The organism is Sphingobium sp. YBL2, from assembly GCF_000943805.1.
GTDB classification, from domain to species: domain Bacteria; phylum Pseudomonadota; class Alphaproteobacteria; order Sphingomonadales; family Sphingomonadaceae; genus Sphingobium; species Sphingobium fuliginis.
The window spans coordinates 1,715,958-1,728,310 of sequence record NZ_CP010954.1 but is presented as its reverse complement, the minus strand read 5'-3'; the positions used below and the strand labels follow the sequence as shown (position 1 = coordinate 1,728,310).

Below are 12,353 nucleotides of genomic sequence, written 5' to 3'. Positions count from 1 at the left end.
GTGAAATCGGCATGGATGATGTCGGCGCGCGCCATGCCCCGCTAGCCCGATCCGGTGCGCCTTAGCCTGGGGGCGCATCAAAGGCGCGGGGGGACGGAAGCGGTGCGGAAGGGCTTTTTCGCGGTTCCTCACTCCGTCGCGCTCAGATGATGAACTTCGCGGGATCAGGCTAGCGCGGCTGGCCGATCTGGGTTCGATTATGGCGGTACCAGAAAAACAAAATGCCAATCGAGACGGGGAGTCAAATATGGAAGATGAAAGCTGCAAACCCATATCGTCCGGCCGCGCGGCCCGGCGTCTGCAATCGGGTTCGGTGCGCGCGCTGGTCGCCGGGCTGGCGCTGGCGTCCGGAGCGCCCGTTCTGGCGCAGCAGGCGCCGGAAGACCCGGCTGCGAGCCAGAATAGCGGTATCGCGGAAATCACCGTCACCGCTCGTCGCCGCGCGGAGTCGCTCCAGGACACGCCGATCTCCATCTCGGCGGTGACTTCGGAAGGTCTGGCGCAGCGGGGGATCGATAACGTCACGCAGATCGGAGACTTCACCCCGAACGTGAAGTTCAACAGTTCGGTGCCGGTATCGGCCAGCAACGCCACGGCGGCGATTTTCATTCGCGGCATCGGGCAGAATGACTATCAGCTTTCCGCCGATCCGGGCGTGGGACTGTATCTGGACGGCGTCTATATTTCGCGGGGGGTCGGCAATGTGCTCGACGTCCTCAATGTCGAGCGGATCGAAGTGCTGCGCGGGCCGCAGGGGACTTTGTTCGGCCGCAACACCATTGGCGGCGCGGTGAGCGTCGTCACGAAGAAGCCCGCCGACGATCTGGGGGCCAGCCTGGAGCTGACGACCGGCAGCTACAACCGGGTGCAGATCAAGGGTTCCATCGACGTGCCGCTGGCCGAGGGGGTCTATACCAGCCTTTCGGGCTTTTATCATATGCGCGACGGCTATGTGAAAGGCACGGTGCCGCTGGCGCCGGATCTGGGCGACACCAATACGATGGCGGGGCGTTTCGCGCTGCGGCTGGAGCCGACGAGCAAGCTTTCCATCAACATCGCCGTCGACGGCACGCGGTCGCGGGAGGAAACCGCGCCCAACGTCATGCTGGCGGTCGATGAGAACGCGCCGGCGGCACAGGTGTGGAACGGCCTTTATTCGGGCGCGGCGGGCATCTGCACCGACCTGCCCAACCCGGCCCGGCTGTCCGACACGCGCTGTTACAACAGCCAGTGGGCGCAGGCGCCCTATCGCCATGGCGGGACGTTCCGGGCGGTGTCGAGCGTCTTCGACAATTTCGGGAAGCGGCGTTACCAGTCGGCGTCGGACCTCAATATCTGGGGCGTTTCCGGTACGGTGGAATGGCGGCTGGGCGATAATGTGACGGCCAAGTCCATCACCGCCTACCGCAAGGTGACGGGTTTCTGGACCCGCGATTCCGATCATAGCCCGGCCAGCATCGTCCAGACCAAGAGCGACTGGAAGCAGGATCAGTTTTCGGAAGAACTGCAACTGATCGGCGATGCGCTCGACAGCCGTTTGAACTGGGTTGTCGGCGGCTATTATTCGAAGGAAAGCGGCAATCACCAGGATCTGGTCAACATTGTCGACGCCGTCTTCATGAGCGGTGCGATCCTCGATGGACGGAGCCTTGCCGCCTTCGGTCAGGCGACGTTCGAGATCGTCCATAATCTCAGCCTGACCGGCGGCATACGCTGGACCGAGGACAAGAAGACATTCGACAATGGCAATCAATATGTCGTGGCGGCGGGATTCCTGACGGGGCAGCCCTTCAATCCCGACGGGTCGGGGTTGCAGGACGGCGATCCGCTGATGGGCCCGCCGGGACGGACGACGATCAAGGACCGCGCCTGGACGCCGATGGCCAGCCTTTCCTATCGCTGGTCGCCCGAATTCCTGACCTACGCATCCTATTCGCAGGGGTTCAAGGGCGGCGGCTTCACCCAGCGCGTCTTCCCGCCCTTCGCCAATATTCCGTCCTTCCGGCCGGAGACCAGCACCACCTATGAAGTCGGCTTCAAGTCCGACCTCTTCGACCGGCGGCTGCGGGTGAATGGCGCGGCCTTCGTCAACGATTATGACGATCTGCAGATCACGGTGAACGACCCGCGTCTGGGTTTCGCGCCGATCATCCAGAATGCGGCGAAGGCGCGCATCAAGGGGCTGGAGCTGGAAGTGCAGGCCCGGCCGACCGAGGCGCTGAAGCTGGAGGCGGGGCTCGGCTATCTGGACGCGAAATATCGGCAGGTGGACATTCGAGCGCTCAACAGCGGCGTGACCAGGGATTCCCATTTGCAGAATGCGCCCAAATGGACGCTGAGCGCGGGGGCTTCCTACGACATTCGGGTCGACGGCGTGGGCCGGTTCACGCCGCGGGTCGATTGGTCCTACCGGTCGACGGTCTATAATGACGCGGTGAACAGCCCGCTGCTGATCCAGAAGGGCTATCATCTGGTGAACGCCTCCATCGGCTATAGCGACGAACCGGAAAGCTGGCTGATCACGCTGGGCGTCAAGAATCTGACCAAGGAAGTCTATCTGGGTTCGGGCTTCGTGGATTCCTTCGGCGGGATCACGGAGGGGGCGTTCGGGAGGCCCCGCGAATGGTTCCTGAGCGCGCGCCGGACCTTCTGACAATCATGCGGGTGCCGGTTTTTCCGGCGCCCGCCCTGGCGGGCGAGGACGGCATGGCGGAAATATGGGAACGCAGGGTCGAGCGGCTGGAGGCGTTGCGCGACATCGATGCGCTGATCGTCGACCTTTCGCGGGCCTTCGATGCAGGGCCTTCGGCGGAGATGCTGCGGCCGCTTTTCACCGAGGATGCGGTCTTCCGGGTCGACCGATATGGGGTGTTGTCGGGCGGGGACGCCATCGCTGAGGGTGTGGCGGGCAATGCGGAGCAGGGGTTCAGATGGACCCTGCATTATCTGGTTTCGCCCAAGGTGACGCTCGATCCCGCTTATGAGCGGGCGGACGTGGAATTCATGCTGTGGGAGGTTGCGACCTCAGCCAGCGGGCGGGCCTATTGGATCGGCGGGCGCTATGTCGCGGACGTGCGGAAGATGGCGGGCGGCTGGCGGTTCGGTGCGCTGGAACTGCGGGCCGATCTGATCTCCCACTATCCCGATGGGTGGCGGGACAAGCCAGAGGCTTTGGGAGATGCGTGATGTTGGAGCATGTCCTGTCAGGAAAGAGGAGGGCTTCGACAGGCTCAGCCCGAACGGGGGCGGGTCGGCACGCTGTTGCCCAGGGTCCTGTGGCGAAGAAGCGACAGAGTTTACGGGAAATATCGGAGAGTAGGATGACCACGACATGCACGGCGGAAGACTTGCGCCATATCAACCGAAGCGTCGATGATATTCGCGAAGAACTGGGCGTCGATCCGGTATCGGTGCGGGCGATCAGCGATCCGGCCATTTACGAGCTGGAGCGGGAGAAGATCTTCCGCAAGACCTGGCTGAAGGTCGCGACAAGTTGGGAGCTGCCCCATGTCGGGGACTATAAGGTCAAGGAACTGCCGGTGGCGGACGCATCCGTGCTGATCGTGCGGGGCAAGGATGGGCGGATCAGGGCCTTCCACAATGTCTGCACCCATCGCGGGAACAAGGTCGTTCCGAGCAGCGGTTTCGAGACTTTCGGGCGGTCGCGCGCCAATGTCGTCACCTGCCGCTTCCATGGCTGGGTGTTTTCGACCGACGGGCCGCTGCGTTCCGTGCCGATGAAGGAGAAGTTCGGCAAGCTGGATACCGCCTGTCTTGGCCTGCGCGAAATCCATTGCGACAGTTGGGAAGGTTTCGTCTTCATCCATTTCGATGCGGAACCGGCGCAGACGCTGACCGACTATCTGGGTGACTTCGGCCGGTTGTTCGGCGGCTATCCCTATGCGGAATCGACCACCGCCTTCCGCTATTCGACCGTGCTGAACTGCAACTGGAAGGTCGCCCATTATGCCTTCAGCGAAGGCTATCATGTGCCGACCATCCATGCCGGATCGCTGCCGGGCTTCAAGGGGGTGGAACATGGCGATTTCAAGCTGATGGGGCCGCATGCCTCCTCCACCATCTATGGGGCGGGGATGGACACCGCGCCCTCGACGCTGGCCTTCGCATCGATGCTGAGCACGACCGAGCGCCACCGCCCGCGGCCCGACCAGTTGCCGCCCGCGATCAACCCGGAGCGGCGGGCGGATTTCCAGTTCGAGCTGCCCAACCTCTTTCCCAATTTCATCATCCATCTGGCGTCGGGCTGCGGCTATCCGGGCATGTCCTTCTTCACGCATCAATTCTGGCCGCTCGACCATGGGCGGACGCTGTGGGAGGGGATCAACTATTTCCGGCCCGCCCAGAATGCGGCGGAACAGGTGGCGCAGCAGCATGTGAACGCGCTGCACCGGAACGCCTGGCTGGAGGATACCGCCACCATGGAGGACACTTTCGCCGGCATCATGTCCGGATCGATCGACGCGATGCAGTTGATGGATCAGGAATTTCTGATCCGCCACGCGGCGCGCACGCTCGACACCTATCTCGCGGCCTGAGGATTTTAGCATGACCGACCCGATACTCCCCGCGCCCTTTGCCGATCTGGCGCCGCTGGCCGCCCATTGGGCGCGGCCCAGCGAGAATGAGCGCAGCGAGATACGCTGGAGCGCCAGCGCCGCCGATTTCAGGGCGCTGTATGAGGCGATGATGCCGCGTCTGGACGCAATATTGCGGCTGTTGTCGGAGCATCCCGCCAGCGGCATGCCGGAGGATGTCCATAATCTCTTCCTGCTCGCCTGCGCCTTTGCCGAGGCGTCGCCGCATCATGAGCTTTATGGGGGCAGCAGCGCCGTTCCCTTCAGCTTCGATGCGCGGCGCTTCGTGCGCATGGATGGCGATGCCGCGCTCTGAGCGGTCCCATAGCAACAAAGGGTAGTTCCAATGTCTGACGTGCGTTCGCATATCGAGGTTCATGACTATAGCGGCGGGATCGTCGGGCCGGGCATCGCGCCGGCCGGGACCGTTCGCGACGGCGGCACCATTCGCACCGGCACGCCGCCGGGCTGCTGGGGGCCGATGATCACGCCGAAATTCCAGGGCGGGCATGAAGTCACCCGCCCCGTGCTGGTCGAAGGGGCGGAGGTCGGGGACGCCATCGCCATCACGCTGAAGACCGTGCGGGTGACGTCGCTCGCCACCTCTTCGGGCGTGATGGAATTTGTCGAGGGGCGCTATGTGGGCGATCCCTTCGTCGCGAAGCTGTGCCCGAGCTGCGGCACGACCGCGCCGTCCAGCCATATCGAAGGCATTGGGGACGAGGCGGTGCGCTGCGACAATTGCGGGGCGGAGGTGAATGCGTTCCGCTTTTCCAACGGCTATGTCATCGTGCTGGACCGGGAAAACAATGTGTCGCTGACCGTGAGCAAGGATGTCGCGGAACGGATCGCCGGGGATGCGCGGAATATTGCGGCCATTCCGGACGGGGCGGACCAGCATTCGATCCTGGCGCTGGCGCGGGCGGATATTGCGGGCCTGGCGAGCCGCATGCGGCCTTTTCTGGGCAATATCGGCACGATGCCGTCCCGCGACCTGCCGGATTCGCATAATGCGGGGGATTTCGGGTCGTTCCTGATCGATGCGCCCCATGGCTACAGCTTCACGCAGGAGGAGTTGGACCGGCACAAGACCGATGGGCATATGGACACCAATTCGGTGCGGGAGGGCGCGATCCTCATCTGCCCGGTCAAGGTGCCCGGCGGCGGCGTCTATATGGGCGACATGCATGCGCAGCAGGGCAATGGCGAGATTGCCGGCCATGCCACCGACGTGTCGGGCGTGGTCGAGCTGGAAGTGAAGGTGATCAAGGGGCTGAAGCTGGACGGCCCGATCCTGTTGCAGCATCGCGACGATCTGCCCTTCCTGGCGCAGCCGATGAGCCGGGAGGAGCGCGCGGCGGTCGGGCGGCTGGCCGAGCGCCATGGGCAGAAGGTGATAGAGGACAATGCGCCGATCACCTTCATCGGTTCGGGGCCGACGCTGAACGACGCGACCAGGAACGGGCTGACCCGCGCCGCCGAGGTGACGGGATTGCCCTATGACGAGATCCTCAACCGGGCGACCATCGCGGGATCGATCGAGATCAGCCGGTTGCCCGGCGTGGTGCGCGTCACCTTCCTCTGCCCCACGCCGATCCTGGAGCGCATGGGCGTGGCGGAGCTGGTCCGCCAGCAATATGGCGCGCAGGCGTGATCGCCATGAGCGGGGCGAAAATGCCGGGATCGGTCGTCATCGGCCGCGATGTCGTGGACCGCATGCTGCATCTGGAGACCGGCCGGACCGACGAGGCGCTGAACGCGCGGTTCGGCATCAGCTATAATAGCTGGCGCAAGATCATCGCGGGGCGGCCGGTCCGGTCGTCCATGGCCGCCCGGCTGGTGCGGCGCGTCGAGAGCATCGAGCCGGGTGTCTGATACCTTGCCGGTATGAAATCGAACCGAAACGGCATTTTCCCTTGCCGCTCGGCCTTTCTATCTGTTCCGGACTGCAACGGAGAATTCATGGCGTCCTCCATCACCATCGATAGCGTCGAGGCCTTCATACTCGACGTGCCGACCATCCGGCCGCATGTGCTGTCGGTCGCGACGATGCGGTCGCAGGCGATGGTCATCGTCCGGCTGGTCTGTTCCGACGGGGTGGAAGGGATAGGCGAGGGAACGACCATCGGCGGCCTCAGCTATGGCGCGGAAAGTCCGGAGGGCATCAAGCTGGCCGTCGACACCTATTTCGCGCCGGTCCTGACCGGGGCGGACGCGACGCGCCCGGCCGCGATCATGGCCCGGCTGCGCAGGGAGATCGCCGCCAATCATTTCGCCAGGAATGCGGTGGAGACGGCGCTGCTCGACGCGCAGGGCAAGCGGCTGGGCGTGCCGGTCAGCGAATTGCTGGGCGGGCGGGTGCGCGACCGCTTGCCGGTGCTCTGGACGCTGGCGAGCGGCGATACGGCGCGCGACATAGAGGAGGCGGAGGCGATGCTGGCGTCGCGCCGCCACGACGCCTTCAAGCTCAAGATCGGGAAGCGCCCGCTGGAGGCCGATGTCGCGCATGCGGCGGCGATCAAGAAGGCGCTGGGCGACCGGGCCAGCGTGCGGGTCGACGTGAACCAGGCGTGGAGCGAGGTGACGGCCAAGCGCGGGCTGGCGATGCTGGCCGATGCGGGCGTCGACCTGGTGGAGCAGCCGATCAGGGCGAGCAGCCTTTCGGGCATGGCGCGGCTGACCGCGATGGGCCGCCTGGCGGTGATGGCGGACGAGGCGCTGTACGGGCCGGAGACGGGCTTTGCCTATGCCGCCGCCGGGGCCGCCGACGTGTTCGCGATCAAGATCGCACAGGCCGGGGGGCTGACGGCCGCCAGGGGGCTGGCGGCCATTGCCGAAGCGGCGGGGGTGGCGCTCTATGGCGGCACCATGCTGGAGGGGGGCGTGGGGACGGTCGCGTCGGCGCAGTTGTTCGCGACCTTCGCCGATCTCGCCTTCGGGACGGAGTTGTTCGGGCCGCTGCTGCTGACCGAGGAGGTGCTGGCGCAGCCGCTGGACTATTCGGACTTCAGCCTTGCCGTGCCGGACGGGCCGGGCCTTGGCATCGCGCTGAACCCCGACGCGGTCGTCGCCTTCCGCCGCGACGCGCCCGCGCGCACCACCGTCCTTCTTTCCGGACAGGCGAAGGGATAGGCCGATGCTGTTTCACGTCACCATGGATGTCCATGTTCCGCACGGTTGCGACCCGGCGCGCTTCGAGCAGTTGAAGGCGGCGGAAAAGGCGCGTTTCCAGCAGTTGCAGCGCGACGGGACATGGCGGCACATCTGGCGGGTGGTGGGCCGGTACAGCAATGTCAGCATCTTCGATGTGGAGGACAATGCGCAGCTCCACGACCTGCTGACCAGCCTGCCGCTCTATCCCTTCATGGAGGTGAAGGTGACGGCGCTGTGCCGCCATCCTTCCTCGCTCCACGACGATGATCGCTGATATTCAAACTTCCGGAGAGGTGAACATGACCGAAGATTTCGTGAACGGCGCAGCGGTCCAGGCCCTGCTCGACCGGGCCAGCGGCCTCGATGCCGAAGGCGGCGACAGGCGGCTGAAGGCCATCGTCCGCGAGCTGGCCGAAGCGGTGATGAGGACCATCGTCCGCCATGATGTGAGCGAAAGCGAATTCTGGGCCGCGATCCAGTATTTCCAGGAAGGCGCCGCCGAATTCGGCCTGATCGTGCCGGGCGTGGGGCTGGAGCATTTCATGGACCTGCTGATGGACGCCCGGGATGCCGAGGCGGGCAGGACCGGGGGGACGCCGCGCACCATCGAAGGGCCGCTCTATGTCGCGGGCGCGCCGCTGGTGGAGGGGGACGTCAACCTGAGCGACGATCCCGACGATACCGGCACGCTGTACATGAGCGGCGTGATCAGGGGGCCCGGGGGGGAGCCTGTCGAGGGTGCGATCCTGCACGTCTGGCACGCCAATTCGCAGGGCTGGTATTCGCATTTCGACCCGACCGGCGAGCAGACGCCCTTCAACAACCGCCGCCGCATCCGGATCGGCGGCGACGGGCGCTACAGCTTCCATTCGAAGATGCCCAACGGCTATAGCGTGCCGCCCGGCGGGGCCACCGACCGGCTGATGCGGGCGCTGGGCCGCCATGGCAACCGCCCGGCCCATGTGCATTTCTTCGTCGAGGCGCCCGGCTATCGCACGCTGACGACGCAGATCAACTTCGGGGACGATCCGTTCGCGGCGGACGATTTCGCCTTCGCCACGCGGGAAGGCCTGCTGCCCGTGCCGAACCGGCAGGGCGATGCCGCCACCATCGTCTTCGATTTCGAGCTGCAGAAGGCCGGCGCTTCCACCGAGGAGGGTTTTTCGTTACGGGCCCGCGCAGCGGTTTGAGCAAGAGGCTTTTCCATGCAGAAGATTGTCGATAGTCCGAGGCGCGCGCTGGAAGGCCTGTTGTTCGACGGCATGACGATCATGTCGGGCGGATTCGGGCTTTCGGGCAATCCCGAAAGCCTGATCCCCGAGATCCGGGCATCGGGCGTGAAGGACCTCACCATCATCTCCAACAATGCGGGGGCCGACGGGTTCGGGCTGTGGATGCTGCTGGAGAGCCGCCAGGTGCGCAAGATGATCTCCTCCTATGTGGGGGAGAACAAGCTGTTCGAGAGCCAGTATCTTTCGGGAGAACTGGAGCTGGAGCTGAACCCCCAAGGCACGCTGGCCGAGCGCATCCGGGCGGGCGGCGCGGGCATCCCGGCCTTCTACACCAAGACGGGCGTGGGCACGATGGTGGCGGAGGGCAAGCCGGTCGAGACCTTCGAGGGGGAGGAATATGTGCGGGAGAGCTGGCTGCGCGCCGACCTTTCCATCATCAAGGCGTGGCGCGCGGACCCCGCGGGCAACCTGATGTTCCGCAAGACGGCGCGCAACTTCAACCCGAACATGGCGACGGCCGGCAGGGTCACGGTGGCGGAGGTGGAGGAGATCGTGCCCGAGGGCAGTTTCGACCCCGACTGCATCCATACGCCCGGCATCTATGTCGACCGCATCGTGCTGAGCACCATCAACGAGAAGCGGATCGAGAAGCTGACGACGCGTCCGCGTGAGACCGGGGGCGCGCGCGAGACCGTGGGAGGGGCGGCCTGATGCCCTGGACCCGCGACGAGATGGCGGCCCGCGCCGCGAAGGAACTGCGCGACGGTTATTATGTGAACCTGGGCATCGGCATTCCGACGCTGGTGGCGAACCATGTGCCCCGGGGGGTGAACGTCACGCTGCAGAGCGAGAACGGCATGCTGGGCATCGGCCCCTTTCCCCATGAGGGGGAGGCGGACCCGGACCTGATCAACGCCGGCAAGCAGACGATCACCGCGCTGCCGACCAGCAGCTTCTTCTCCTCCGCGGACAGTTTCGCGATGATCCGGGGCGGGCATATCGACATGGCCGTACTGGGCGCGATGGAGGTGGCGGCGAACGGCGACCTCGCCAACTGGACCATCCCCGGCAAGATGGTGAAGGGCATGGGCGGCGCGATGGACCTGGTCGCGGGCGTCAAGCGCGTGGTCGTGGTGATGGACCACAGGTCGAAGGACGGCAGCCCGAAGATATTGGAGCGCTGCACCCTGCCGCTGACCGGCAGGGGGGTGGTCGACCTGATCGTCACCGATCTGGGCGTGATCGCGGTGGACCGCAGGGCAGGCGGGCTGAGGCTGGTCGAAACGGCGCCGGGCGTCACCGTGCAGGAGATCGCGGCGGGCACCGGCGCGCCGATCGACATCGCCGGCGCGGCCGCCGCCGCATGAGCGAGGCCTTCCTCTGCGATGCGGCGCGCACCCCCATCGGCCGCTATGGCGGAAGCCTGGCGGGCGTCCGCGCCGACGATCTCGCCGCCATCCCGTTGCGCGCGCTGATCGGGCGGAGCGGCGTCGATCCCGCCGCCGTCGACGACGTGATCCTGGGCTGCGCCAACCAGGCGGGGGAGGACAACCGCAATGTCGCGCGCATGGCCGCGCTGCTCGCGGGGTTGCCCGACAGCGTCGGCGGATCGACCGTCAACCGGCTCTGCGCGTCCGGACTGGACGCCGTGGGCTCCGCCGCGCGGGCCATCAGCGCGGGCGACGCCGAACTGATGATCGCGGGCGGGGTGGAGAGCATGAGCCGCGCCCCCTTCGTCATGCCCAAGCCCGAGAGCGCCTATTCGCGCAGCAATGCGATCCATGACACCACCATCGGCTGGCGCTTCGTCAATCCCCGGATGAAGGCGCTCTACGGCGTCGATTCCATGCCTGAGACGGGCGAGAATGTGGCGGCCGACTTCGGCATATCGCGCGCCGATCAGGACGCCTTCGCCCTGCGCAGCCAGCAGGCGGCCGCCGCTGCGCAGGCATCGGGCTATTTCGCCGAGGAGATCGTGCCGGTCGTCGTCGCGGACCGCAAGGGTCGCGAAACCGTAGTCGACGCGGACGAACATCCCCGCCCGGACACGACGATGGGGATGCTGGCGGCGCTGAAGCCGGTGGTGCGGCCGGACGGCACGGTGACGGCGGGCAATGCATCGGGAGTCAATGACGGCGCGGCGGCGATGATCGTCGCCAGCGAGGCGGCGGCGAAGACCCATGGACTGACGCCCCGCGCCCGCATCCTGGGCATGGCGAGCGCCGGCGTGCCGCCGCGCGTCATGGGCATCGGGCCGGTGCCGGCCACGCAGAAGCTGATGGCGCGGCTGGGCCTGTCCATCGACCGGTTCGACGCCGTCGAACTGAACGAGGCATTCGCCAGCCAGAGCCTGGCGGTGTTGCGCGGGCTGGGCCTTGCCGACGACGACCCGCGCGTCAACGCCCATGGCGGGGCGATCGCCCTGGGCCATCCGCTGGGCATGTCGGGCGCGCGCATCGCGATGACGCTGGTGCATCGTCTGGAACGGACGGGCGGCAGGCTTGGCCTAGCGACGCTGTGCATCGGCGTCGGCCAGGGGCTGGCGCTGGCGGTGGAGCGGGTCTGATGGAGAAGCGGTTCGTCACGACCGGCGACGGATGCCGCATCGCATGGCGGATGGACGGACCGGAGGATGCGCCCGTCCTGCTGCTGTCCAATTCGCTGGGCACCGGGCTGGAGATGTGGACGCCGCAGATGGCGGCGTGGACGCGGGCCTTCCGCGTGCTGCGCTACGACCAGCGCGGCCATGGCGCGTCGGATGCGCCGGCGGGCGGCTATTCCATCGACCGGCTGGGGCGGGACGCGATCGAGCTGCTCGATGCTTTGCGGATCGACGCGGTGGATTTTTGCGGCCTGTCGCTGGGCGGGATGGTCGGGCAATGGCTGGGCATAAGGGAGCAGCGCAGGCTGCGGCGGCTGGTGCTGGCCAACACGTCGAGCTTCATGGGGCCGCCCGCCGCCTGGGACGCGCGGATCGCGCTGGTGCGCGAGCGGGGCATGGCGCCGTTGGCGGAGGCTTCGGTCGAGCGCTGGTTCACCGCGGCCTTCGCCGCGCGCGGCGGGGACGCCATCGCGCCCGTCGCCGCGATGCTGCAGGCGACCGATCCGCAGGGCTATGCCGGCTGCTGCGCGGCGATCCGCGACATGGACATGCGGCGGACGGTGGCGCTGATCGAGGCGCCGACGCTCGTGATCGGGGGCACGAAGGACCCGGCCACCCCGCCGCCGCACAGCGAGGCGCTGGGCCGGTCGATAGCGGGGGCGCGGCTGACGATGCTGGAGGCGGCGCATCTCGCCAATGTCGAGCAGCCCCAGGCCTTTGCAGAGGCGGTGACGGCGTTTCTTGGCTGAGCCGAAGTCCGTCCTGCCTGGA

The 12,353-nt window shown here is 66.4% G+C and carries 13 protein-coding genes; all 13 read left to right on the top strand.

Features of this window, described 5'->3' with window-relative positions:
• The first annotated feature begins 247 nt into the window (after window positions 1-247).
• Window positions 248-2,653, top strand: coding sequence for a TonB-dependent receptor (locus tag TZ53_RS07995; RefSeq protein ID WP_044660978.1), 2,406 nt, complete (start codon window positions 248-250; stop codon window positions 2,651-2,653).
• A 5-nt stretch (window positions 2,654-2,658) separates the two neighbouring features.
• A complete protein-coding gene (locus tag TZ53_RS07990; RefSeq protein ID WP_238320148.1) occupies window positions 2,659-3,186 on the top strand; it encodes a nuclear transport factor 2 family protein in 528 nt (175 codons plus the stop codon).
• A gap of 134 nt (window positions 3,187-3,320) precedes the next feature.
• Window positions 3,321-4,556, top strand: coding sequence for an aromatic ring-hydroxylating oxygenase subunit alpha (locus TZ53_RS07985; protein ID WP_025548492.1), 1,236 nt, complete (start codon window positions 3,321-3,323; stop codon window positions 4,554-4,556).
• A gap of 10 nt (window positions 4,557-4,566) precedes the next feature.
• A complete protein-coding gene (locus tag TZ53_RS07980; protein WP_025548494.1) occupies window positions 4,567-4,911 on the top strand; it encodes a hypothetical protein in 345 nt (114 codons plus the stop codon).
• A gap of 30 nt (window positions 4,912-4,941) precedes the next feature.
• Complete coding sequence (locus TZ53_RS07975) at window positions 4,942-6,249, top strand: acetamidase/formamidase family protein (protein WP_044660977.1); 1,308 nt, start codon at window positions 4,942-4,944, stop codon at window positions 6,247-6,249.
• A gap of 5 nt (window positions 6,250-6,254) precedes the next feature.
• Window positions 6,255-6,470 carry a hypothetical protein gene (locus tag TZ53_RS07970; RefSeq protein ID WP_025548496.1) on the top strand — a complete coding sequence of 72 codons (216 nt, stop codon included), beginning with the start codon at window positions 6,255-6,257 and terminating at the stop codon, window positions 6,468-6,470.
• An 87-nt stretch (window positions 6,471-6,557) separates the two neighbouring features.
• Window positions 6,558-7,727, top strand: a complete 1,170-nt coding sequence (locus tag TZ53_RS07965; RefSeq protein ID WP_025548498.1) for a muconate/chloromuconate family cycloisomerase — start codon at window positions 6,558-6,560, stop codon at window positions 7,725-7,727.
• A 4-nt stretch (window positions 7,728-7,731) separates the two neighbouring features.
• Window positions 7,732-8,022: a muconolactone Delta-isomerase gene (catC, locus tag TZ53_RS07960; RefSeq protein ID WP_025548499.1), complete on the top strand. Its 291-nt coding sequence runs from the start codon at window positions 7,732-7,734 to the stop codon at window positions 8,020-8,022.
• Between the two features lie 25 nt (window positions 8,023-8,047).
• Window positions 8,048-8,938, top strand: coding sequence for a dioxygenase family protein (locus tag TZ53_RS07955; protein ID WP_025548501.1), 891 nt, complete (start codon window positions 8,048-8,050; stop codon window positions 8,936-8,938).
• A gap of 15 nt (window positions 8,939-8,953) precedes the next feature.
• The gene (locus tag TZ53_RS07950) at window positions 8,954-9,691 is read left to right on the top strand and encodes a CoA transferase subunit A (protein WP_044660976.1); all 738 of its coding nucleotides are present in this window, start codon (window positions 8,954-8,956) and stop codon (window positions 9,689-9,691) included.
• On the top strand, window positions 9,691-10,347 hold the full coding sequence (locus TZ53_RS07945) for a 3-oxoacid CoA-transferase subunit B (protein ID WP_025548504.1): 657 nt from the start codon (window positions 9,691-9,693) through the stop codon (window positions 10,345-10,347). The genes TZ53_RS07950 and TZ53_RS07945 overlap by 1 nt, the downstream gene beginning before the upstream one ends.
• On the top strand, window positions 10,344-11,546 hold the full coding sequence (pcaF, locus tag TZ53_RS07940) for a 3-oxoadipyl-CoA thiolase (protein WP_044660975.1): 1,203 nt from the start codon (window positions 10,344-10,346) through the stop codon (window positions 11,544-11,546). Before TZ53_RS07945 ends, pcaF begins: the two co-directional genes overlap by 4 nt.
• On the top strand, window positions 11,546-12,331 hold the full coding sequence (gene pcaD / locus TZ53_RS07935) for a 3-oxoadipate enol-lactonase (RefSeq protein WP_172668308.1): 786 nt from the start codon (window positions 11,546-11,548) through the stop codon (window positions 12,329-12,331). The genes pcaF and pcaD overlap by 1 nt, the downstream gene beginning before the upstream one ends.
• Window positions 12,332-12,353: the final 22 nt, after the last annotated feature.

Coding starts and splice junctions, on each gene's coding strand:
- TZ53_RS07990 (WP_238320148.1), top strand. CDS start 2,659: ATGCGGGTGCCGGTTTTTCCGGCGCCCGCCCTGGCGGGCGAGGACGGC.
- TZ53_RS07965 (WP_025548498.1), top strand. CDS start 6,558: ATGGCGTCCTCCATCACCATCGATAGCGTCGAGGCCTTCATACTCGAC.
- TZ53_RS07950 (WP_044660976.1), top strand. CDS start 8,954: ATGCAGAAGATTGTCGATAGTCCGAGGCGCGCGCTGGAAGGCCTGTTG.
- TZ53_RS07975 (WP_044660977.1), top strand. CDS start 4,942: ATGTCTGACGTGCGTTCGCATATCGAGGTTCATGACTATAGCGGCGGG.
- TZ53_RS07955 (WP_025548501.1), top strand. CDS start 8,048: ATGACCGAAGATTTCGTGAACGGCGCAGCGGTCCAGGCCCTGCTCGAC.
- catC (WP_025548499.1), top strand. CDS start 7,732: ATGCTGTTTCACGTCACCATGGATGTCCATGTTCCGCACGGTTGCGAC.
- TZ53_RS07945 (WP_025548504.1), top strand. CDS start 9,691: ATGCCCTGGACCCGCGACGAGATGGCGGCCCGCGCCGCGAAGGAACTG.
- pcaD (WP_172668308.1), top strand. CDS start 11,546: ATGGAGAAGCGGTTCGTCACGACCGGCGACGGATGCCGCATCGCATGG.
- pcaF (WP_044660975.1), top strand. CDS start 10,344: ATGAGCGAGGCCTTCCTCTGCGATGCGGCGCGCACCCCCATCGGCCGC.
- TZ53_RS07995 (WP_044660978.1), top strand. CDS start 248: ATGGAAGATGAAAGCTGCAAACCCATATCGTCCGGCCGCGCGGCCCGG.
- TZ53_RS07980 (WP_025548494.1), top strand. CDS start 4,567: ATGACCGACCCGATACTCCCCGCGCCCTTTGCCGATCTGGCGCCGCTG.
- TZ53_RS07985 (WP_025548492.1), top strand. CDS start 3,321: ATGACCACGACATGCACGGCGGAAGACTTGCGCCATATCAACCGAAGC.
- TZ53_RS07970 (WP_025548496.1), top strand. CDS start 6,255: ATGAGCGGGGCGAAAATGCCGGGATCGGTCGTCATCGGCCGCGATGTC.